The organism is Enterobacter sp. BRE11 (genome assembly GCF_031844285.1).
Lineage (GTDB): Bacteria > Pseudomonadota > Gammaproteobacteria > Enterobacterales > Enterobacteriaceae > Pantoea.
In genome coordinates this window covers 207,375-229,534 of sequence record NZ_JAUZUX010000007.1, presented here as the reverse complement: position 1 = coordinate 229,534, position 22,160 = coordinate 207,375, and the positions used below count along the sequence as shown (strand labels likewise).

Below are 22,160 nucleotides of genomic sequence, written 5' to 3'. Positions count from 1 at the left end.
CTCTTTAGGGGCGTAGTTCAATTGGTAGAGCACCGGTCTCCAAAACCGGGTGTTGGGGGTTCGAGTCCCTCCGCCCCTGCCAGAAAAAAGAATCCTTTGCTTCGGCAAAGGATTTTTTTTGCTTTCTATTTGGCAAAAAGATCAAAAAAGGCCGACAGCGTCAGCCTCTTCACCGTTTAAGCCTGCAATATCAGCGCGCCAGTACCGGAAACTTGAGCAGCTGTCGAATATGTGCCTGCTGATCGCTGTTCTGCAGCCACACCGCATATAAAGGACGCACCGCCACCGGCGTATCAGGGATCACCACAAGGTCGCTATACAGGCTATGCCAGTAGTCTGGCAAAAACGCGCAGGCGCCTGTGGTATAAAGCAGCTCTCGCGTTACGTGCGCTGAAGTGGTAGTTAACACCGGAACATCATCGCCGCCTGACAAATAGCTCTCATGCTGATGAAAGTCCGCGCCCCATTCCAGCTTGATGTAGTCGTATCTCTCTCGCTTCTCTGTTTTACGCGCCCGAAATAGTGCCAGCGAGATATGGCCGATCTGCTGGCTGGTCAGCTCATCCATCTTCGGCGCTTCGGTCGTGATCAGCAGATCCAGCTGGCGCTCATGAAGCTGCTTAACCAGAAGATGCCTCTGCGCCACCCGCGCTTCAAGATGCAGGCTCTCCCGGTTCTCATACAGGGTTTGCAGCCACGGCGTCAGGTAGGCCTCCCAGAGCGACGCGCTGGCCCCTATTGACAGCTCGTGGTGCTGCTGCGTATGCGAAACCTCCTTTTTCGCCATCATCCATGTGCTCATCAGGCTTTCCGCATAGGGCAAAAGACGTTCTCCCGCCGATGTCAGCCGTATGTTATTGCGATGGCGAGTAAAAAGGTTAACGCCCAGCTGATTTTCCAGCTGACGGATGCGAAAGCTGACGGCGGACTGTGTGAGGTAAAGTGCTTCTGCAGCCCGTCCAAAATGGCGAGTTCTGCTCACTTCCAGGAAAGTTTTCAGTAATTCCGTATCCACAGCCTTCTCCCAAAAAATGTTTGTCGTATAGATTTAAATGTTTTGTTTTACACTCTGTCAAGCCTATCTAATACTCCGCGCCATTAATAGCTCGGCCATAAGAGAATCAGGAGCGTGTAAGATGGCGGAAAGCTTCTCAACCACAAATCGTTTCTTTGATAACAAACATTATCCGCGCGGTTTCTCGCGGCATGGTGATTTCACCATTAAAGAAGCCCAATTGCTGGAACGTCATGGTTTCGCTTTTAATGAACTCGATTTAGCAAAGCGTGAGCCGACTACGGAAGAAGAGCGTCTTTTCTTAGAAGTATGTCGTGGTCTGCGTGAGCCGCAAACTGAAGCTGAGCGCGTATGGTCTAAATATACCGCCCGCATTAAGCGCCCGAAACGTTTTCATACGCTCTCAGGTGGCAAGCCGCAAATGGATACGGTCGAAGACTACAGCGACAGCGATGACTAAACAAAATGGGGCAAGCTGCCCCATTTTTTATTCCAGGCTGCGGTGCAGATGAATCATTAACCGATCGATGCTGCGATAAGCGACCGCCTCCTGCAGATGTCTCCGTAAAATTCTCTCTTCACCCGCCAGATCGGCAATCGTCCGCGACACCTTTAAAATGCGCTGCCATGCCCGCACTGATAAGCCTAGCTGATTCAGCACCTCTTCCAGCCACTCCGCATCCTCTCTGGCAATATCGCACCACATCTTGATATCAACGTTACTCATATGCGCATTAATCTTGCCGGCACGCGCCATTTGCAGCGCACGCGCCTTCATCACCCGCTCACCGACGCTGGCTGAACTCTCGCCCGCCTCGGGACGCTGGCTCAGCATCCCGCTCGGCAGCAATGGCACCTCAATCGACAGGTCGAAGCGATCGAGAAAAGGCCCGGAGAGTTTGCTCAGATAACGCAGCACCTGCTGCGGCGAGCAGCGGTTATGCTGCCCCTGATAGTGACCAGTCGGGCTTGGGTTCATGGCGGCAATCAGCTGAAAGCGCGCCGGATAGGTCACTTTCGCGCGGGCGCGGGAAATGGCGATTTCGCCGGACTCGATAGGCTCTCGCAGCGCATCCAGCACGCGCCGGTCAAATTCCGGCAGCTCATCCAGAAACAGCACGCCGTTATGCGCCAGCGAAATCTCTCCAGGCCGGGGCAGCGACCCGCCGCCGATAAGCGCATAAAGCGACGCGCTATGATGAGGCGAGCGAAAAGGGCGCTTACGCCAGGCTTTTTGCAGGCGGACCTTATCTACCAGGCTGGCGATAGCGGCGCACTCCAGCGCTTCTGCGTCGCTGAGGGGCGGCATAATGCCGGGCAGACGCGTAGCCAGCATGGTCTTGCCTGTGCCGGGAGGGCCAATCAGCAGCAGGTTATGACCGCCCGCTGCGGTAATCTCCAGCGCCCGACGTCCCTGTTCCTGACCAATGATATCGCTCAGGTCTTCCGTCGATTCTTCAGACCGATCCTGCTGATAATGGGCGCGCGCAAGCTCGCCCTGATTTTGCAGCCAGGCGCAGACTTCCAGCAGATGGGCGGCGACCAGCGTATCGCCATGCTGAATCAGGCCAACATCCTGCTGATTCTCCGAAGAGAGGATCAGCTGCCGTTCGGCCCGCATCGCCGCCATTGCGGCCGGAATCGCCCCCTGAACGCCGCAGAGCGCGCCGTTGAGCGCAAGCTCGCCCACGAACTCATGCTGCGCCAGTTTCGCCTCAGGAAGCTGTTCAGACGCGACGAGAATCGCGAGCGCCATCGGCAGATCGTAACGTCCGCCCTCTTTAGGCAGGTCGGCAGGCGCCAGATTGATGGTGATGCGTTTTGCCGGAAAGCTGAAGCCGCTATTAATAATGGCGCTGCGCACCCGTTCGCGCGCCTCTTTCACCGTGGTTTCAGGCAAACCGACCAGCGTCAGGGCGGGCAGGCCACTGCTGATATGCGCTTCTATGGTGACCAGCGGTGCTTCTACGCCTATCGCCGCTCGGGTAAGAACTCTGGACAATGTCATAACCGCTCCTTAACGGGGCGATTATGGCGAGGTCGAAAGGCGACAGCGAGAGCCAGGAATCCATCTTTCGGCAGAGTCCGCAGCAAAGCGGCGAGAGATGCACCTGAAAACATTTTTTCTGGATCTGCTTAACAAAGTGCGGGCTTAATTATTGCGTCACGGACGTGATGAATATTTGTCACGAATGAAATAAGCGTTTATTTACAGTCTGATATCTGATTATCGATGCCAGGGTCATAAAAAAAATAGATGGAAAAAGTTGTCATCGCACCGCCAACTGTGATAACTCTGTAGGTATTACTTCGAACAAACGAAAAAACAGACAACAGATGAAAGCCCTTCTACAAGTGATTAGCCTAGTCGTGATTAGCGTGGTGGTGATTATTAACCCACCGTGCGGGGCTACGCCTGGAGAAAGAAAGGCTTAAAAATCAAGCCTGGAATTCGAAAAACCCCCGCACCGAAAGGTCCGGGGGTTTTTTTTCGACCAGAGCAAATATCAGCGGATTACCGAGGAGCAAACAATGAGCAGTAGCATAAAATTCTGTTGTTCCCCTAAGGATACAGGAGAATAACCATGACAGGTGCACAGTGGGTAGTTCAGGTTTTACGCGCGCAGGGTGTCGATACCGTATTTGGTTATCCTGGCGGCGCCATCATGCCAGTGTACGATGCACTCTACGATGGCGGCGTGGAACACCTACTGTGTCGTCATGAACAAGGCGCAGTGGTCGCGGCGATCGGCTATGCCCGCGCGACCGGAAAAACTGGCGTCTGCATTGCGACCTCGGGCCCTGGTGCGACAAACTTAATTACCGGCCTGGCCGATGCGATGATGGACTCGGTGCCGGTAGTGGCGATCACCGGTCAGGTTTCGTCGGCGTTTATCGGCACCGACGCCTTTCAGGAGATCGACGTGCTGGGCCTGTCGCTGGCCTGCACCAAACACAGCTTTTTGGTTGAGTCGCTGGATGAGCTGCCTTCCGTCATGGCGGAAGCCTTCGCTATCGCCCAGTCAGGCCGTCCTGGACCGGTGCTGGTCGATATCCCTAAAGATATTCAAATCGCCAGCGGCGAGCTGACTCCGCATCTGCTGCCGGTCGAAGAGACGTTCGCCCATTCACCGCAGCATATCGAAGCGGCGCGCGCGCTGATGGCGCAGTCCCATAAGCCGATGCTCTATATCGGCGGCGGCGTCGGTATGGCGCAGGCGGTGCCTGCGCTGCGCGCCATGGCGCAAGAGACCGGCATTCCCATGGTTGCCACGCTGAAAGGTCTCGGCAGCGCCGATAGCGAAAGCGAGGTTTATCTCGGCATGCTGGGCATGCACGGCACCAAAGCCGCGAACCTGGCGGTTCAGTCCTGCGATTTGCTGATTGCCGTCGGCGCGCGCTTCGACGATCGCGTCACCGGCAAGCTCGACACTTTCGCGCCGCACGCCAGCGTCATTCACATCGATATCGATCCGGCCGAACTGAATAAACTGCGCCGCGCGCACGTTTCGCTGCAGGGCGACATGAATCAGATCCTGCCCGCGCTGAGCATGCCGATGCAGATCGCCGGCTGGCGCGAAGAGGTGAAGGCGATGAAAGCGGAATTCAGCTGGCGCTACGATCATCCCGGCGAAGCGATCTACGCGCCGCTGCTGCTGAAACAGCTTTCCGATCGCAAACCCGCCAGCGCCGTCGTCACCACCGACGTCGGCCAGCACCAGATGTGGACCGCGCAGCATATGAACTTCAACGCGCCGGAAAATTTCATCACCTCCAGCGGCCTGGGCACCATGGGCTTCGGCCTGCCGGCTGCAGTCGGCGCGCAGGTCGCCCGTCCCGACGATACCGTGATCTGCGTATCGGGCGACGGCTCGATCATGATGAATATCCAGGAGCTGGGCACCATCAAACGTAAAAAATTGCCGGTGAAAATCCTGCTGCTCGATAACCAGCGTCTCGGTATGGTCCGCCAGTGGCAGCAACTCTTTTTTGACGGTCGTTACAGCGAAACCATTCTGACCGACAACCCCGATTTTCTGACGCTGGCCAGCGCCTTTGATATCCCAGGCCAGCGTATTAGCCGTAAAGACGAGGTCGACGCCGCCCTTGATGCTCTGCTGAACAGCGAAGGTGCTTACTTCCTGCATGTTGCGATTGATGAGCATGAAAACGTCTGGCCACTGGTGCCGCCTGGCGCCAGCAACGCAAACATGATGGAGAAAACCGTATGAACCAGCACCAATTGTCTATCGAAGCTCGCTTTCGCCCTGAAATATTGGAACGCATTTTACGCGTCGTCCGCCATCGCGGTTTCCAGGTCTGCGCCATGAACATGGGCGCGGCGGCCAACAGCGAGAACATTAATATCGAAATGACCGTTGCCAGCCAGCGTTCAGTCGATTTACTGTCTTCACAGTTAAGCAAATTAATGGATGTCGCTAATGTCGAAATCCAGCAACAAACATCACAACAAATCCACGCCTGGTCGTGAAAGGAAATAAGAATGAGCACGAAGAAAGCTGACTTTATTTGGTTCAACGGGGAGATGGTCAAGTGGGAAGACGCCAAAGTCAGCGTCATGTCTCACGCGCTGCACTATGGCACTTCTGTGTTTGAGGGCGTGCGCTGCTACGACTCGCACAAAGGTCCGGTGGTGTTCCGTCACCGTGAACACATGCAGCGTCTGCACGACTCGGCGAAGATTTATCGTTTCCCGCTGAAATACAGCGTAGAAGAGCTGATGGAAGCGACGCGTAAAGTGCTGCGCGACAATAACCTGAAAAGCGCCTACATTCGTCCGCTGGCCTTTGTCGGCGATGTCGGTTTGGGCGTGAACCCACCGGACGGCTATACCACCGACGTCATCATCGCCGCCTTCCCGTGGGGCGCATATCTGGGTGCAGAAGCGCTGGAAAACGGCATCAACGCGATGGTTTCTTCATGGAACCGCGTGGCGCCAAACACCCTGCCGACCGCCGCGAAAGCGGGCGGCAACTATCTCTCCTCTCTGCTGGTGGGCAGCGAAGCGCGTCGTCACGGCTATCAGGAAGGCATCGCGCTGGACACCAACGGCTATATCTCTGAAGGCGCAGGCGAAAACCTGTTCGAAGTAAAAGACGGCATTCTGTTTACCCCGCCGTTTACCTCTTCCGCACTGCCGGGCATTACCCGCGACGCCATCATCAAGCTGGCGCAGGATATGGGCATTGAAGTACGCGAGCAGGTGCTGTCGCGTGAATCGCTCTATCTGGCTGACGAAATCTTCATGTCCGGCACCGCCGCAGAAATCACGCCGGTACGTAGCGTTGACGGCATTCAGGTCGGCGAAGGCAAACGCGGCCCGGTAACCGAAAAAATCCAGAAAGCTTTCTTCGGCCTGTTCACTGGCGAAACCGAAGATAAATATGGCTGGCTGGATCAGGTTAACCCATAACAAGAGAGTCGCGCGGGCGCCGTTGTGCCCGCGTCATTTACAGACTGGAGTAAACAGAGCATGCCTAAGTACCGTTCCGCCACCACCACACATGGCCGCAACATGGCGGGTGCCCGTGCCCTGTGGCGCGCCACAGGAATGACCGACGCCGATTTCGGCAAACCGATTATCGCCGTGGTCAACTCATTCACCCAATTTGTGCCGGGCCACGTTCACCTGCGCGATCTCGGCAAGCTGGTCGCCGAGCAGATCGAAGCGGCGGGCGGCGTAGCGAAAGAGTTCAACACCATTGCGGTGGATGACGGTATCGCCATGGGCCATGGCGGCATGCTCTATTCGCTGCCGTCGCGCGAGCTGATCGCCGATTCGGTGGAATATATGGTTAACGCGCACTGCGCCGATGCTATGGTCTGCATCTCCAACTGCGACAAAATCACACCGGGAATGCTGATGGCGTCGCTGCGCCTCAATATTCCGGTGATCTTCGTTTCCGGCGGGCCGATGGAAGCGGGGAAAACCAAGCTCTCCGATAAGATCATCAAGCTTGACCTGGTCGACGCGATGATTCAGGGTGCCAACCCGAACGTGAGCGATGCTGACAGCGAGCAGATCGAACGCTCCGCCTGTCCGACCTGCGGCTCCTGTTCCGGCATGTTCACCGCCAACTCTATGAACTGCCTGACCGAAGCACTGGGCCTGTCGCAGCCGGGCAACGGCTCGCTGCTGGCGACCCACGCCGACCGCAAAGCGCTGTTTATCAATGCGGGCAAGCGCATCGTGAGCCTGACCAAACGCTATTACGAGCAGGATGACGAGAACATGCTGCCGCGTAACATCGCCACCAAAGCGGCCTTTGAGAACGCCATGACGCTGGATATCGCCATGGGCGGCTCCACCAACACCGTGCTGCACCTGCTGGCCGCCGCGCAAGAGGGCGAAATCGACTTCAATATCTCTGATATCGACCGCCTGTCGCGCAAGGTGCCTCAGCTCTGCAAAGTAGCGCCGAGCACCCCGAAATATCATATGGAAGACGTGCACCGCGCAGGCGGCGTTATCGGCATTCTCGGCGAGCTGGATCGCGCCGGACTGATCGATACCAGCGTCCGTAATATCCTGCAGCAGACGATGCGTGAGACGCTGGATCAGTACGACATCATGCTGACCAAAGACCAGGCAGTGAAGGATATGTTCCGCGCTGGTCCTGCGGGCATCCGCACCACCCAGGCTTTTTCGCAGGATTGCCGCTGGGATACGCTGGACGACGACCGCGCCGAGGGATGTATCCGCACCCGTGAGCACGCCTACTCGCAGGATGGCGGTCTGGCGGTGCTCTACGGCAACCTCGCCGAAGATGGCTGTATTGTTAAAACGGCCGGCGTAGATAAAGAGATCCTGACCTTTAAAGGCCCGGCGAAAGTCTACGAAAGCCAGGATGACGCGGTCGAGGCGATCCTCGGCGGCAAAGTGGTGGCGGGCGACGTGGTCGTTATCCGTTACGAAGGGCCGAAAGGCGGACCGGGCATGCAGGAGATGCTCTATCCGACCACCTATCTGAAATCGATGGGCCTCGGCAAAAGCTGCGCGCTGATCACCGACGGCCGCTTCTCCGGCGGCACCTCCGGTCTGTCGATCGGCCACGCCTCGCCGGAAGCGGCCAACGGCGGCACCATCGCGCTGGTGAAAGATGGTGACATCATCGAGATCGATATCCCGAACCGCGGCATCAAGCTGGCGGTGCCGGACAACGAACTGCATGCGCGTCGCGAAGAGGAAGAGGCGCGCGGTGACGCGGCCTACACGCCGCACGACCGCGTGCGTCAGGTCTCTTTCGCGCTGCGCGCCTACGCATCGCTCGCCACCAGCGCCGACAAAGGCGCGGTGCGCGACAAGAGCAAGCTGGGAGGCTAACCGATGGCTGAGGCTCAACCGCTACCTGCGTCGCCCTGCGGAGCAGAATATCTGCGCGCCGTGCTGCGCTCGCCCGTGTATGAAGTCGCACAGGTGACGCCGCTGCAAAAAATGGAAAAAATTTCATCGCGTCTCGGCAACACCATCCTGGTGAAGCGCGAGGATCGGCAGCCGGTGCACAGCTTCAAGCTGCGCGGCGCCTACGCGATGATCGCCGGACTAGACGAAGAGCAGAAAGCGCGCGGCGTGGTAACGGCGTCGGCCGGCAACCACGCGCAGGGCGTGGCGCTCTCCGCCAGCCGGCTCGGCATCAAATCGCTGATTGTGATGCCGGTGACCACGGCGGACATCAAGGTAGATGCGGTGCGCGCATTTGGCGGTGAGGCTTATCTCCACGGCGCTAACTTCGACGAGGCGAAAGCCAAAGCGATTGAGCTGGCGGAACAGCAGGGCTACACCTTCGTGCCGCCGTTTGATCATCCCGCGGTGATCGCCGGTCAGGGCACGCTGGCGATGGAGCTGCTGCAGCAGGACGCGCATCTCGATCGCGTCTTCGTGCCAGTCGGCGGCGGCGGCCTCGCGGCGGGCGTGGCGGTGCTGATCAAACAGCTGATGCCGCAAATCAAGGTGATCGCGGTGGAGTCGGAAGACTCCGCCTGCCTGAAGGCGGCGCTCGACGCGGGCGAGCCGGTGGATCTGCCGCGCGTAGGGCTGTTTGCCGAAGGCGTGGCGGTGAAGCGCATCGGCAGCGAAACCTTCCGCCTGTGCCAGGAGTATCTCGACGACATCATTACCGTCGACAGCGACGCCATCTGCGCGGCGATGAAAGATCTGTTTGAAGATGTGCGCGCCATAGCGGAGCCGTCAGGCGCGCTGGCGCTGGCGGGCATGAAGAAATATATCCAGCAGCACGACATCAAAGGCGAGCGGCTGGCGCATATTCTTTCCGGCGCCAACGTCAACTTCCACGGCCTGCGCTACGTCTCTGAGCGCTGCGAACTGGGCGAGCAGCGCGAAGCGTTGCTGGCGGTGACCATTCCGGAGCAGCAGGGCAGCTTCCTGAAGTTCTGCCAGACGCTGGGTGGACGCGCGGTGACCGAATTCAACTATCGCTACGCCGATGCGGATAACGCCTGCATTTTCGTCGGCGTGCGCCTGACGCGCGGGCTGGAGGAGCGCGGCGAGATTATCAGCCAGCTTACGCAGGGCGGCTATCAGGTGGTGGATCTCTCCGACGACGAGATGGCGAAGCTGCACGTGCGCTATATGGTCGGCGGACGCCCGTCGAAGCCGCTGCGCGAGCGCCTGTTCAGCTTCGAATTCCCCGAAGCGCCAGGGGCGCTGCTGAAGTTTCTGCAAACGCTCGGCACCCACTGGAACATTTCACTGTTCCACTACCGCAGCCACGGCACCGATTATGGCCGCGTGCTGGCGGCTTTTGAAATCGGCGACAATGAGCCGCGCTTTGAGTCGCATCTCACCGAACTGGGTTACGACTTCCACGATGAAGCCAACAACCCGGCGTTCCGCTTCTTCCTCGCCGGGCAGTAGCTACAGCAGGTGCCAGAAGGCGTGAATCAGCGGCTCCCCGAGCCGCTTTTTTTGTACGCAGACGCCCAGCTCCAGCGGCGCCACCGACTCCACGTTCGCCAGCGTCAGCACGCGATTGCGCACCGGCTCCGGGCTGTTCTCCAGCACCACGTCCGGCAAAAGCGCGATGCCGCAGCCGAGCGCCACCATCGATACAATCGCCTCATGGCCGGAAACCGTGGCGTAAATCTGCGGATTGGGGATACGACGACGTCGAAACCAGAGATCGATGCCGCGCCGCGCCGGGCCCTGATCGGGCAGGATAAACGGAATCTGCGCCCAGTCGGGCGACGGCTGCGTCGCCTGGCTGCGCACCGGACAGGGCAGCGCCGGCGCGATCAGCACCAGCGGAATGAGTCCCAGCGGCGTAAAGTCGATGCTGGCAGGCAGCGACTCGGGGCGCCCGGCGATGGCCAGATCCGCCTCGCCGGACTGTACCATCTCAATGGCGTCGGCGGCATCGCCGGTGGTCAGCTTGATCTCTACCTGCGGATGCTCGGCGCGGAAGCGATCCAGAATCGGCGGCAAATGACTATAGGCGGCGGTCACCGAGCAGAACAGGCGTAGCTCGCCGCTCAGCGACGGACCGTTAAGATCCATCACGTGGCGCAGCTGCTGATACTGCAGCAGCGTCTGCTGCGCGAACTGGCGCAGGCGTTCGCCCGCCTCCGTCAGGGCAACGGTGCGGTTATCACGCAGAAACAGCGCGTGCCCCACATCCTCTTCAAGGCGCTGGATCTGGCGCGAGAGCGTTGAGGGGCTGACATGCATGGCGCGCGCGGTGCGGCCGAAGTGGCAGCTTTCAGCCAGATGAAGAAACAGCTTCAGATCTCGTAAATCCATACGCCTTAACCTCGAAAGTAGTGTTGCAAATATTGCAATGTAACCTTGCTAATATATCAATTTAAGCAACGGATTTCCTGTCATATGATGGGGTCATTCGCGGCGCTGCTTGTTACGCCGTTACAGGACAAAAACAAACACAACATCTGACCGGAGTGCCCCATGGCTAACTACTTCAACACACTGAATCTGCGCAACCAGTTAGCGCAGTTAGGCAAATGTCGCTTTATGGCGCGCGATGAATTCGCCGACGGCGCCAGCTTCCTGAAAGGGAAGAAAGTGGTCATCGTGGGCTGTGGCGCGCAGGGCCTTAACCAGGGCCTGAACATGCGTGATTCCGGTCTGGATGTCTCCTATGCGCTGCGCGCCGAAGCGATCGCCGAGAAGCGCGCCTCCTGGCGCAAGGCTACCGAAAACGGCTTCAAAGTCGGCACCTATGAAGAGCTGATTCCGCAGGCCGACCTGGTGGTTAACCTGACGCCGGACAAACAGCACTCTGCGGTGGTGCAGGCGGTACAGCCGCTGATGAAAGACGGCGCGGCGCTCGGCTACTCGCACGGCTTCAATATCGTTGAAGTGGGCGAAACCATCCGTAAAGACATCACCGTGGTAATGGTGGCGCCGAAATGCCCGGGCACCGAAGTGCGCGAAGAGTACAAGCGCGGTTTCGGCGTGCCAACGCTGATCGCGGTGCATCCGGAAAACGATCCGAAAGGCGAAGGCATGGCGATCGCCAAAGCCTGGGCCGCGGCCACCGGCGGCGACCGCGCAGGCGTGCTGGAATCCTCTTTCGTTGCGGAAGTGAAGTCCGACCTGATGGGCGAGCAGACCATTCTGTGCGGCATGCTGCAGGCGGGCTCACTGCTCTGCTTCGACAAGCTGGTGGCGGAAGGTCATGATGCGGCCTACACCGAAAAACTGATCCAGTTCGGCTGGGAAACCATCACCGAATCCCTGAAGTTCGGCGGCATCACCCTGATGATGGATCGCCTCTCTAACCCGGCGAAACTGCGTGCTTATGCGCTGTCAGAGCAGCTGAAAGCGATCATGGCGCCGCTGTTCCAGAAGCACATGGACGATATCATCTCCGGCGAATTCTCATCCGGCATGATGGCTGACTGGGCCAACGACGATAAAAACCTGCTGACCTGGCGCGAAGAGACCGGCAAAACCGCGTTTGAGACCGCGCCGCAGTTTGACGGCAAAATCGACGAGCAGGAGTACTACGACAAAGGCGTTCTGATGGTGGCGATGGTGAAAGCGGGCGTTGAGCTGGCGTTCGAAACCATGGTCGACGCGGGTATTATCGAAGAGTCCGCCTATTATGAATCGCTGCACGAGCTGCCGCTGATCGCCAATACCATCGCGCGTAAGCGTCTGTATGAAATGAACGTGGTCATCTCCGACACTGCAGAGTACGGCAACTATCTTTTCTCCTTCGCCGCGGTGCCGCTGCTGAAAGAGTTTATGACCACGCTGCAGCCGGGCGACCTGGGTAAAGCGATCGAAGGCACGCAGGTAGATAACGCGCAGCTGCGCGACGTCAACGAAGCGATTCGCCAGCATCCGATCGAAGCGGTTGGCCGTAAACTGCGCGGCTATATGACCGATATGAAGCGTATCGCCGTCGCCAGCTAAGCCAGGCGCGCCACTTTATTCAGCACTAAAAAACCCCGGCCTGCCGGGGTTTTTCACATCAGGCATTTACCCCCTTCATGCCTTCCTCGGTATAGCGCGCGCCCTGTACCTGAACGCGCTGGTGAAGCGTGTTGAGCAGCGCCACGTCCGCTTCTTCCAGCGCTATCTCTGCCGCCTGCGCATTTTCCACCAGGTAGCCGATCTGTTTGGTGCCGGGAATCGGCACCAGCTTAGCGTACTGCGCCAGCAGCCAGGCGAGCGCTATCTGGCCTGACGTGCAGCGGTACTTCTCCGCCAGCGGCCGCACTGCGTTCAGCAGCGCGGCATTATGATCGAGGCTCTCCTGCTGAAAGCGCCCGTTGTTTTTACGGAAGTCGCCTTCGGCGAAGTCGCTGTTGCGGAGGTATTTGCCGGTCAGAAAACCGCGCCCCAGCGGCGAGTAGGCGACAAGCCCGATATCCAGCGCCTTAACCGTCGGCAGGATCGCCTCCTCGATGTCGCGCGTCCACAGCGAATATTCCGTCTGCAGGGCGGCGACGGGATGAACGGCGTGCGCGCGGCGCAGGGTTGCGGCAGAGACTTCGCACAGCCCGATATGGTTTATCTTTCCCTCTTTCACCAGGCGGCTCAGGCACGCCATGCTCTCTTCAATCGGCGTCGCCTGGCTGACGCGATGAAGGTAGAAAAGGTCGATGCGCTCGACGCCAAGCCGCTTAAGGGAGTCGTGGCAGCAGCGGGTAATATAGTCCGGCCGGTTGTTGATAGTGCGGCTGTAAGCTTCGTCGGCCGCGCGCTCGATGCCGCACTTGGTCGCGACTTTCATTTTGCCGCGTGTGGCGTTATCCAGCCCGGCCAGAAACTGTCCGATAAGCGTTTCATTGTGACCGCGGCCGTACTGATCCGCCGTATCGATAAAGGTCTGGTCCAGCTCGATGAGTTTGTGTAAAACACGCAGCGACTGCGCATCATCCGCCGCGCCGTAGAATTCGCTGAGGCCCATCGCGCCATAGCCGATGGCGCTGACCTCGAAGTTTTTTGCTAAGTAACGGGTTTTCATCATGCCTCCTGTTGTCCGGGTCTGATTCTTTCACCGGGCGGGGCAGCAGGGAATTGCCGTTTTTGTGATGCTGAAAAGGTATTAAGGCGCGCTGTCGCTTAGCTTCTCCAGCGCCTGCAGGAGCGCCGGACGCGCGTCGTCACGGCGCGTGGCGGCGTAAACGTCGATATGCAGCTGCTGCGCCTGGTCGTCGCGCAGCGGCCGGTAGCATAATCCTTCCTGATTAAAGGCGCACTTTGACTGCGGCAGCAGAGCGAATCCTTTGCCGCGGGCGATATGCGCCAGCATCGTCAGCGAGTCGTCGGGCTCGTTGATCTTTTTCAGCGGCGTCTTCAGCTTTGCGAAAACCTGTTCGCACTTATCAAAGAAGGCGGGATTGGCGCGCCTGGCGAACCAGAACAGCGGCAGATTGCTGACCGCGTCGAGCGAAACCTGCGGCTGTCGGCTGGCGGGATGCGAGGCTGGCAGCGCGATAAGCAGCGGCTCACGGCAGATCCAGCGATAGCGGACGTTATCGTGCTCGCCAGCGCCTTTCTCTCCGGTCAGCACCAGATCGAGCCGGTTCTGCGCCAGACACTGCAGCAGCCGGGCAGAGGTCAGATCGGGCGAGTCGATTTCGTCGCCGGCATCCAGCTGCGCCAGCCGCGCGGCGACAGGCGGTATGCGCGTAAAGTCCAGCGTGCGTGTCAGTCCGATGCGCAGACGATGCGGGCGGGAAAGAGAACCGGCGCTGAGGGCGTCAAGATCGGCAAGAATTCGCTCCGCTCTGGGGACCAGCGCACGCCCGCCCTCGGTCAGGCTCACCGCGTGCGTGCTGCGGCTAAAGAGCGGCTGGTGGAGCAGCGCTTCGAGGCTCTGGATGTGACGCGTCAGGGGAGGTTGAGTCATGTTGAGACGCTCGGCGGCACGCCGGAAATTGAGCTCGTATGCGACGGCAAGAAAGCACTGAAGTTGTTTAACGCTGGGAAGGTTATTGCTGATCAGGTGCGCTGCCGTTGCCATCATTCTTTTCCTGCATACCGAAACAGCAGGAACTATACCATGACAAAAAAACCCGGCCTTAGCCGGGTTTCCTGATTTCGCTTACACCGCTTCGTATAGCGTCTGATGGCGCGTCTCTTTACAGGCGATGAGCGCAATCAGCGTCAGCGCCGCCATGGATGCCAGGTAGTAGCCTACCGCCTGCAAGCCGTAGTGGGCGTTCAGCCAGGTGGCGATATAGGGCGCAACCGAGGCGCCGAGAATCGACGACAGGTTGTAGGAGAAAGAGGCGCCGGTATAGCGCACTTCGGTCGGGAAGAGCTCCGGCAGCAGCGCGCCCATCGGACCGAAGGTCAGCCCCATGACGCTCAGGCCGAGCAGCAGAAAGGCCATTACCAGCGCCTGCGAACCGGAACCGAGCATTGCCGGGAACAAAAAGGCGAAAGCGATAATCATCAGAGTAATGGTGATCATGGTCTTACGGCGGCCAAAGCGATCCGCCAGCAGACCGGCGATCGGCACCATGACGCCGAAGCCGATCACTGCCATCATCAGCATCCACAGAAAGCTGTTGCGCGAGAAGCCGAGGCCCGCAGGCGCCGGCGCGGTGCCGTAGCTCATCGAGTAGACCGTCATAATGTAGAACAGCGTATAGGTTGCCAGCATGATAAAGGTGCCGAGGATGGTCGCGGTGAGATGCTTGCTCAACAGCGCAGCAATGGGCACCCGCACCTGCTTCTTCTCTTTCTGCACTTTGGCGAACACCGGGCTTTCGTGCAGCGACACGCGCACATAGAGGCCGATAATCACCAGCACCGCCGAGAGAATAAAGGGCACGCGCCAGCCCCACTGCATAAACTGCTCGTCGGTCAGCAGCCAGGAGAGCAGCAGAAAGGTGCCGTTGGCGAAGAAGAAGCCGATCGGCGCGCCGAGCTGCGGAAAAGAGCCGTAGAGCGCGCGCTTTTTCGCCGGCGCATTTTCCGTCGCCAGCAGCGCCGCGCCGCCCCATTCGCCGCCGAGACCGAGCCCCTGGCCAAAGCGCGCCAGCGCCAGCAGCAGCGGCGCCGCAACGCCAATCGACTGATAGCCCGGCAGCAGGCCGATAATTACGGTAGAAACGCCCATCGTCAGCAGCGAGGCCACCAGCGTCGCCTTACGGCCCACGCGGTCGCCGAAGTGGCCGAAAAGGGCGGAGCCGATCGGGCGCGCCACGAAGGCGATAGCGAAGGTCGCCAGCGACTGCAGCGTCGCCACGGTATTGTCGCCCTGCGGGAAGAAAATATGTGGAAAGACAATCACCGCCGCCGTGGCGTAGATATAGAAATCGAAGAATTCGATGGCGGTGCCGACCAGCGAGGCCACCACGACCTTGCCGCGCGAATTGACCGGCGTTTCGTCTTGTGACTTTTTCAGGGGTTCTGTGATGGAGGCTTGCATAACTGTTTCTTAATTGTAAATAGAGACCAGGAATATTACGCACCTGGCATGCCGCATTCAACGCTGATAACCCGCGCCAGAACGGGCTTTTTTGGCGAAAAAGTGAATAATTTGTGTCGTACTGGAATGCGCGGATTAAGGCAGGGAGAAGCCCGCCTTTTGCAGCGAGAATCTCTATAAAAGGGGGAAATAAAAGTGACCCTTCAGCTATTCATCCTGCTGGATGGTTAAAAAAATAGCCGAAGGGGGAAATTTTTCGCTGCCGTTAACGTTTTCTTACACCTGATGGCGCGAGGCGCGGCGCGAATCCGGCATCTGCGGATCGTCCTTATACTTCGCGGTGGCGATCCAGGCGGCGCAGAAGAGCGTCAAACGGGCGAAGAAGTAGAAGAACGCCATCAGCCCAAGCACAGAGCCGAAGGCTGCGCCGGAAGGCGAGGTGGCCAGCTTCGGCAGCGTCAGCGTCATCACGAACTTGATGATCTCAAAGCCGATAGCCGCCAGCAGCGTGCCGCGAAACAGCGCTTTCTTGCGCGGCTTGTGGCGCGGCAGGATCCAGAAAATCCACAGGAACAGCAGATAGTTGGCCATAATCGAAATCGACAGCGCGATGGCGGTCATTACCGGGCGCAGCCACTCGATATCCGCCAGCCCCAGCGCGTTGACAATCGCCGCCTGCGCTGCGCCAGCGATAGAGGTCAGCGAAAGGGTAATCACCAGCGCCAGCATCAGGCCGATCAGTGAAATCAGGTCGCGCAGATACTTTTTCCAGAACTTCTCCTGATCGTCCGGCTTGCGTTCCCAGACGTCGCGCGACTGGGCGCGCACCGCTTCGCGCAAATTGCCCATCCAGTTGATGCCGGAGTAGAGCGCCAGCAGCAAACCGGTGATGCCCACCGTGGCGCGCTGCTGGATAGCGGTGTTCACCGTATTTTTCAGCGTGGTGGCGAGCGTGGGATCGCTGATGCTGTTAACGATCTTATTGATCAGATCCGACAGCAGATCCTGGTTCGATGCCAGCACGAACCCCACGGCAGCGAAAGAGACCATCAGGATCGGAATCAGCGACAAAAACGAGAAGTAGGTAATAGCCGCCCCAAACTGGCTTCCCAGACGATCGTTAAAGCGCTCCAGCGCGCGAATAAAGTGCGCCACCGCCGGAATCGCCTGAAACCAGGCGGCGAAGCGCGATACGCGACGAATCGATCCATCGACGGTTTTATTGCCGGTCTGAATATCGATCAGCGGTTTAGGTTGCTCGGAACTGGTCGGGTTTTCCTGTTTGTCCGTCATAGACAGTTATCATCCTGCTTTACTTGAAAAGGCAATTATAGCCGCTCAGGTGACATACTCCTGCAACACCTGACTCAGCCACTCCATAAACACGCGCACGCGCCGCGCCACATTGCGCCGATGAGGGTAGAGCAGAGAGATCGGCATCGGCTTCGCCGGGAAGGCGTGCAGCACTTCCACCAGCTGTCCAGACTCCAGCAGCGGGTAGATGCCCATCGCCGGCACCTGAATAATGCCCAGCCCCGCCAGGCAGGCGGCGCGATAGGTTTCCGTGCTGTTGACCGTCACGACGCCGCCGGTCTGCACGTAGTGGCACTGCCTGCCGTCAAAATACTCAAAGCCGGGCGAGGGCTGGCCGAGCTGCTGCGTGTAGTGCACCATGGCGTGCGACGAGAGCTCCTCCAGCCGCGTCGGCATGCCGAAGCGGGAAAGGTAGCCAGGGCTGGCGCAGTTAATCAAGGTATAGGTGCCGATTTTTCGCGCAATCAGGCCGGAATCCTTTAGCTCGCCGACGCGAATTACGCAGTCAAAGCCTTCGCGGATCACATCCACCATGCGGTCGCTGCTGCTGAGTTCGATTTCCACGCCGGGGTAGTGCTGCAAAAACTCCGGCAGACGCGGCAGGATAAAGCCGGTCGCCATCGCCACTGACATATCGACGCGCAGCTTGCCGCTCAGCGTAGCGGGATCGTGCTGAAACAGGCTGTCCATATCGTCGATCATCGACAGCAGATCCAGACAGCGATCGTAGTAGACCAGCCCATCCTGGGTAAGCTGCACGCGGCGCGTGGTGCGATGCAGCAGCCGCGTGCCCATCTGATTTTCCAGCGCCTGCAGCTGGCGCGACACGCTGCCTTTCGGCAGGCCCAGGCTCTCCGCCGCACGGGTAAAACTGCCCATTTCCGCTACCCGCACAAAAACCTGCATTGCGTGAATTTTGTCCATATTGTTCACCGATTGTTGTTGTAAACGAAACAGTGCTGCGTATTTCCAGGCATTTATAGATCAATTACCGGGGAATATCCTGATTTGGTGTTCAATTTTGCAACAGGATCGAAACATGAGTAATAAAATTGCACTGATTACGGGCGCCAACCGTGGTTTAGGCAAAAATGCGGCGCTAAAACTGGCCGAAAAGGGCGTTGATATCCTTTTTACTTACCGCAGCCATTATGAAGAGGCGCAGGCGGTGGTAAAAGCCATCGAAGCGCTGGGCGGCCGCGCGGCCGCGCTGCGGCTGGATGTCGGCGACAGCAGCCGGTTCAGCGACTTTGCCGCACAGGTCAAACAGACGCTGGAAACGGCATGGCAGCGCGAGCGCTTTGATTATTTAATCAACAACGCCGGACATGGTCACTATAAGCCATTTAGCGAGACCACAGAGGAGGAGTTCGACGCGCTGGTTAACGTTCACTTCAAAGGTCCCTATTTCCTGACGCAGAAACTGCTGCCGCTGATCAACGACGGCGGGCGCATTTTAAATATCTCCAGCGGCCTGACGCGCATGACCTATCCCGGCTCGGCGACTTACGCCTCCGTCAAAGGCGCGATGGAGGTGCTGACGCGGTATCAGGCAAAAGAGCTGGGGGAACGCCGCATTCGCGTCAATATCCTGGCACCGGGCGCCATCGAGACCGACTTCGGCGGCGGGCGCGTGCGCGATAACAAAGAGATCAACGACACTATCGCGGCGCTTACCGCGCTGGGGCGCGTCGGACAGCCGGACGATATCGGCGACGCCATCTGCGCAATCCTCAGCGAGGAAACCGGCTGGATCACGGCGCAGCGCATCGAGGCGTCGGGCGGCCAGGCGTTATAAGCAAATGTGTCTCTGCCGCGCTGGGCGAGCAGAGACGCCCTGAACATTGCGACGGGTTTATGTCACCTGCCCGGCAGCGTTATGGCGACAGCCTGATAGTGCCGTCAATCACCGTGACGGTCTTGCCGCCAATCCAGATCTGGTCGCCTTCATAGCGCACCGATACGCGCCCCTGGCGCCGGATCGCCGTGCCCTGACGGGTGCGGTAATCCCGCATCTGGCCCTGCGCGGCAAAGTAGCGCGCCAGGCAGGCGTTGGCGCTGCCGGTAATGGGGTCTTCCGTCAGGCTGCCGTTTTCCACCAGCAGGCCGCGCACTTCATACTGCTCGCTCTCGCCGTGCGGCAATGGGCCGAACGGCATCACCCCGGTCGCGCCCGCATGGGCGAGCAGGCGCTGCAGATCGCTGACGGCGGGCTGAATCGCCAGCACCGCTTCGGCGCTAATCATCGGGACCAGCAGCCAGCGGATGCCCATATCGACCACGGCGGGCGTGTGCGTGGTGTCGAACAGCTCGCAGCCGAGCGCATTGCCCATCAGGGCGTCGGTGAAGGGCGTGATAGTCGCATCCGGTGCGGCAAACGCCAGCGAACCCTCGGCGTCGATGCTGACCGTCACGTTGCCGACGCCGCACTCCTGCACCATCTTGCCGGGATTTTTCGTCGGCCAGCCCGCTTCCAGCAGCGCATGCGCCGTACCCAGCGTCGGATGCCCGGCAAACGGCAGCTCGCCTTCGACGGTAAAGATGCGCACGCGATAGTCAGCTTCAGGATGCTGCGGCGGCAGCACGAACGTGGTTTCAGATAAATTCGTCCAGCGGGCGATGGTCTGGAGCTGGGCGTCGCTCAGGCCCTGCGCATCCATAATCACCGCCAGCGGATTGCCGTTAAACGCTGACGAGGTAAAGACATCTACTTGCTTAAAGGCGACGTTCATTATTGCTCCTTTCTCAACAGGGCATTTCCACGCCCGACATTTGCGTTTATGGCCTGACAGGGTTATCAATATGTTAACAATTCCTGCAGGAGACCGTTATGCTGAAAATTCTTGGGCGCGACTCGTCAATCAACGTGCGTAAAGTGCTCTGGCTCTGCGACGAACTGGATCTCGACTTTGAACGCGAAGAGTGGGGCACCGAGCCGGATTCGCTGCGCAAGCCGGAATTCCTTGCCCTCAATCCTAACGCCTTAATCCCGGTATTAATCGACGACGACTTTGTGCTGTGGGAGTCGAACGCCATCCTGCGCTATCTGGCCAACGCCTATGAAGGCGACTGGCTCTATCCGCAAAACCCGCGCGCCCGCGCGCCGGTCGATCAGTGGATGGACTGGCAATCCACCGAACTCAACACCTCCTGGCGCTACGCTTTTATGTCGCTGGTGCGCAACTCGCCGGCGCATCAGGATCCGCGTCTGCTGGCGGCGGCCTGCAAAGGCTGGGCGCACACCATGCGCATCCTCAACCAGCAGCTGGAGAAAACCGGACGCTATGTGGCGGGCCGCAACTTTACCCTGGCGGATATCGGCGTCGGGCTGGCGGTCAACCGCTGGTATGAAACCCCGCTGGATCATCCCAGCCTGCCAGCGGTGCGTAACTACTACGAACGCCTGACCGAGCGTCATCCCTACACGGTCTGGGGCCGCAACGGCAAACCCTGATCGAGCCCGGGCGCCAGACCCGCGAGCTCGCAGGCGATCGCGCCGGTGCGCTTCAGCGCCCAGCTATAGCGATCGTCGAAGGGATAGCAGCAGGAGAGACGCAGCGCGTGATTGTAGCGTTCGCTCAGCGAATAGAGCGCGCCCGGCGTCACGCAGATCTGCTCTTGCAGCAACCGATGGAACATCGCCACCGTATCCACCTGTTCCGGCAGTTCGACCCAAAAAACAAATCCGCCTCGCGGCAGCGTGGCGCGCGTCCCCTGCGGAAAATAGCGGGCGATCAGGCCGCGCGCCTCATCCATATTGGCGGCGTAGCGGCGGCGCAGCGTGCGCAGATGATGATCGTAGCCGCCGTTGGCGAGGAATTCCGCCAGCGTCTCCGACAGCAGCCGGGATTCAGCCATAGAGGAGACCGCCTTCAGGCGCGCAATCGCCTCATGGAAGCGGCCGGCGGCGATCCAGCCGATGCGAAAGTCAGGCGCTACCGTCTTGGTAAAGCTGGTGCAGTAAATCACCCAGCCCTCTGAATCGTATGACTTAACGGTAGGCGAGAGCGGCCAGTCGAACTGCAGCTCGTCATAGAGACCATCTTCCAGCAGCGGAACGTTGTAAGTATTTACTAACTTTGCCAGGCGCTGCTTGTTCTGGCGCGACATGCAGCAGCCCAGCGGATTCTGCGCGCTCGGCATGGCGATCAGCGCCTGGATGCGCTTCTCCTGCAGCAGCATCTCCAGCGCGTCGAGCGAAAGGCCGTGCTGCGGATCGGTCGGAATCTCCAGCGCCTTCAGCCCCAGCGACGCCAGCAGCGGAAAGAGGAAAAAGTAGGTCGGCGACTCCAGCCCCACGCAGTCTCCGGGCTGCGTCACCGCGCGCAGCGCCAGCTGCAGCGCCTCCATACAGCCGTGGGTCAGGGTAATCGCGTCGCTGGTCAGCGACATGCCCGCATGCAGCGCGCGGCGCGCAATCTCCTCCCGTAAGCGCTCACTACCAGGCGGAAGCGCATAGCGGCCGATTAAATCGGGATTACGTCGCAGCAGCGAGGCGGTAATGCGCGCGAGGCGTGCCGACGGATAGAGCTCGCCATCCTGCGGGCAGGCCAGCGAAATATTGACGTAGTCGGGATGGTTCTGCGCCGCGAACACCTGCTCGATGAGATCGAGCTTTTCGCTGCTCGGATCTTTGATGCGGGCGCGATGCGGAACCGGCTGCGTCAGGGCGGGCAGCACGCTGCGCACATAGTAGCCTGACTGCGGACGCGCCTCGATAAGGCCGCGATCCTCCAGCAATTGCCAGGCGTTCAGGACGGTATTGATGCTGACCTGATGGGTCTGCGCCACGCGGCGAATAGCAGGCAGGCGCTTGCCGGGCTTTAGCGTGCCCTGATGGATCGCCTCGGCGAAGCTATCGGCAAGCTGGTAATAGAGCGGCTGATCGGCTGAAGGAGAAAGGGACACAAAAGCCTCCGCAAGTCATAGGTACAATAGTT

20 protein-coding genes and 1 tRNA gene are annotated in these 22,160 nt (G+C 59.3%); 11 read left to right on the top strand and 10 right to left on the bottom strand.

Annotated elements, in window-relative coordinates; genetic code table 11:
• Positions 1 to 6 precede the first annotated feature (6 nt).
• Positions 7 to 82, top strand: a tRNA-Trp gene (locus Q9R34_RS09735).
• Positions 83 to 190: 108 nt separating this feature from the next.
• Here the strand turns inward: Q9R34_RS09735 and hdfR are convergent.
• A complete protein-coding gene (gene hdfR / locus Q9R34_RS09730; protein ID WP_485893309.1) occupies positions 191 to 1,015 on the bottom strand; it encodes an HTH-type transcriptional regulator HdfR in 825 nt (274 codons plus the stop codon).
• Between the two features lie 121 nt (positions 1,016 to 1,136).
• Between hdfR and Q9R34_RS09725 the strand changes: the two genes are divergently transcribed.
• Positions 1,137 to 1,475, top strand: coding sequence for a MaoP family protein (locus Q9R34_RS09725; protein WP_103796201.1), 339 nt, complete (start codon positions 1,137 to 1,139; stop codon positions 1,473 to 1,475).
• A gap of 27 nt (positions 1,476 to 1,502) precedes the next feature.
• Here Q9R34_RS09725 and Q9R34_RS09720 read toward each other — a convergent pair whose 3' ends face one another.
• Positions 1,503 to 3,023, bottom strand: a complete 1,521-nt coding sequence (locus Q9R34_RS09720) for a YifB family Mg chelatase-like AAA ATPase (RefSeq protein ID WP_485893306.1) — start codon at positions 3,021 to 3,023, stop codon at positions 1,503 to 1,505.
• Between the two features lie 329 nt (positions 3,024 to 3,352).
• On the opposite strand from Q9R34_RS09720, the gene ilvL reads away from it, so the two are divergent.
• From ilvL to ilvA, 6 genes are all read left to right on the top strand, one after another.
• Complete coding sequence (gene ilvL / locus Q9R34_RS09715) at positions 3,353 to 3,451, top strand: ilv operon leader peptide (RefSeq protein WP_084882286.1); 99 nt, start codon at positions 3,353 to 3,355, stop codon at positions 3,449 to 3,451.
• A 149-nt stretch (positions 3,452 to 3,600) separates the two neighbouring features.
• On the top strand, positions 3,601 to 5,247 hold the full coding sequence (gene ilvG / locus Q9R34_RS09710) for an acetolactate synthase 2 catalytic subunit (protein ID WP_485893304.1): 1,647 nt from the start codon (positions 3,601 to 3,603) through the stop codon (positions 5,245 to 5,247).
• The gene (gene ilvM / locus Q9R34_RS09705; protein WP_033753506.1) at positions 5,244 to 5,507 is read left to right on the top strand and encodes an acetolactate synthase 2 small subunit; all 264 of its coding nucleotides are present in this window, start codon (positions 5,244 to 5,246) and stop codon (positions 5,505 to 5,507) included. The genes ilvG and ilvM overlap by 4 nt, the downstream gene beginning before the upstream one ends.
• A 12-nt stretch (positions 5,508 to 5,519) precedes the next feature.
• On the top strand, positions 5,520 to 6,449 hold the full coding sequence (locus tag Q9R34_RS09700) for a branched-chain amino acid transaminase (protein WP_033753504.1): 930 nt from the start codon (positions 5,520 to 5,522) through the stop codon (positions 6,447 to 6,449).
• 60 nt (positions 6,450 to 6,509) lie between these two features.
• The gene (gene ilvD / locus Q9R34_RS09695) at positions 6,510 to 8,360 is read left to right on the top strand and encodes a dihydroxy-acid dehydratase (protein ID WP_434124692.1); all 1,851 of its coding nucleotides are present in this window, start codon (positions 6,510 to 6,512) and stop codon (positions 8,358 to 8,360) included.
• 3 nt (positions 8,361 to 8,363) lie between these two features.
• Complete coding sequence (ilvA, locus tag Q9R34_RS09690) at positions 8,364 to 9,911, top strand: threonine ammonia-lyase, biosynthetic (protein WP_434124693.1); 1,548 nt, start codon at positions 8,364 to 8,366, stop codon at positions 9,909 to 9,911.
• On the opposite strand, the gene ilvY is transcribed toward ilvA, so the two are convergent.
• Positions 9,912 to 10,793: an HTH-type transcriptional activator IlvY gene (ilvY, locus tag Q9R34_RS09685; RefSeq protein WP_485893300.1), complete on the bottom strand. Its 882-nt coding sequence runs from the start codon at positions 10,791 to 10,793 to the stop codon at positions 9,912 to 9,914.
• A gap of 162 nt (positions 10,794 to 10,955) precedes the next feature.
• On the opposite strand from ilvY, the gene ilvC reads away from it, so the two are divergent.
• Entirely contained in the window at positions 10,956 to 12,431 is a 1,476-nt protein-coding gene (gene ilvC / locus Q9R34_RS09680) for a ketol-acid reductoisomerase (RefSeq protein WP_434124694.1), read from the top strand.
• Positions 12,432 to 12,489: 58 nt separating this feature from the next.
• Here the strand turns inward: ilvC and Q9R34_RS09675 are convergent, their stop codons facing one another.
• From Q9R34_RS09675 to Q9R34_RS09655, 5 genes are all read right to left on the bottom strand, one after another.
• Positions 12,490 to 13,488, bottom strand: a complete 999-nt coding sequence (locus Q9R34_RS09675; RefSeq protein ID WP_485893298.1) for an aldo/keto reductase — start codon at positions 13,486 to 13,488, stop codon at positions 12,490 to 12,492.
• 81 nt (positions 13,489 to 13,569) lie between these two features.
• Positions 13,570 to 14,490, bottom strand: coding sequence for a LysR family transcriptional regulator (locus Q9R34_RS09670; RefSeq protein WP_485893296.1), 921 nt, complete (start codon positions 14,488 to 14,490; stop codon positions 13,570 to 13,572).
• Between the two features lie 81 nt (positions 14,491 to 14,571).
• Positions 14,572 to 15,906, bottom strand: a complete 1,335-nt coding sequence (locus Q9R34_RS09665; protein ID WP_434124697.1) for an MFS transporter — start codon at positions 15,904 to 15,906, stop codon at positions 14,572 to 14,574.
• A 276-nt stretch (positions 15,907 to 16,182) separates the two neighbouring features.
• Positions 16,183 to 17,199 carry an inner membrane protein YhjD gene (gene yhjD, locus Q9R34_RS09660; RefSeq protein WP_434124698.1) on the bottom strand — a complete coding sequence of 339 codons (1,017 nt, stop codon included), beginning with the start codon at positions 17,197 to 17,199 and terminating at the stop codon, positions 16,183 to 16,185.
• Between the two features lie 45 nt (positions 17,200 to 17,244).
• Positions 17,245 to 18,144, bottom strand: a complete 900-nt coding sequence (locus tag Q9R34_RS09655) for a LysR family transcriptional regulator (protein WP_434124699.1) — start codon at positions 18,142 to 18,144, stop codon at positions 17,245 to 17,247.
• A gap of 115 nt (positions 18,145 to 18,259) precedes the next feature.
• Here Q9R34_RS09655 and Q9R34_RS09650 point away from each other — a divergent pair, with 115 nt between their 5' ends.
• Positions 18,260 to 19,018, top strand: a complete 759-nt coding sequence (locus Q9R34_RS09650; RefSeq protein ID WP_485893293.1) for an SDR family NAD(P)-dependent oxidoreductase — start codon at positions 18,260 to 18,262, stop codon at positions 19,016 to 19,018.
• A 79-nt stretch (positions 19,019 to 19,097) separates the two neighbouring features.
• Here Q9R34_RS09650 and Q9R34_RS09645 read toward each other — a convergent pair whose 3' ends face one another.
• Positions 19,098 to 19,952: a PhzF family phenazine biosynthesis protein gene (locus Q9R34_RS09645; RefSeq protein WP_485893291.1), complete on the bottom strand. Its 855-nt coding sequence runs from the start codon at positions 19,950 to 19,952 to the stop codon at positions 19,098 to 19,100.
• A 98-nt stretch (positions 19,953 to 20,050) separates the two neighbouring features.
• On the opposite strand from Q9R34_RS09645, the gene Q9R34_RS09640 reads away from it, so the two are divergent.
• The gene (locus tag Q9R34_RS09640) at positions 20,051 to 20,674 is read left to right on the top strand and encodes a glutathione S-transferase family protein (RefSeq protein WP_485893289.1); all 624 of its coding nucleotides are present in this window, start codon (positions 20,051 to 20,053) and stop codon (positions 20,672 to 20,674) included.
• Here the strand turns inward: Q9R34_RS09640 and Q9R34_RS09635 are convergent.
• Complete coding sequence (locus Q9R34_RS09635; RefSeq protein ID WP_485893287.1) at positions 20,641 to 22,128, bottom strand: aminotransferase-like domain-containing protein; 1,488 nt, start codon at positions 22,126 to 22,128, stop codon at positions 20,641 to 20,643. The two genes, Q9R34_RS09640 and Q9R34_RS09635, sit on opposite strands and share 34 nt — an antisense overlap.
• Positions 22,129 to 22,160: the final 32 nt, after the last annotated feature.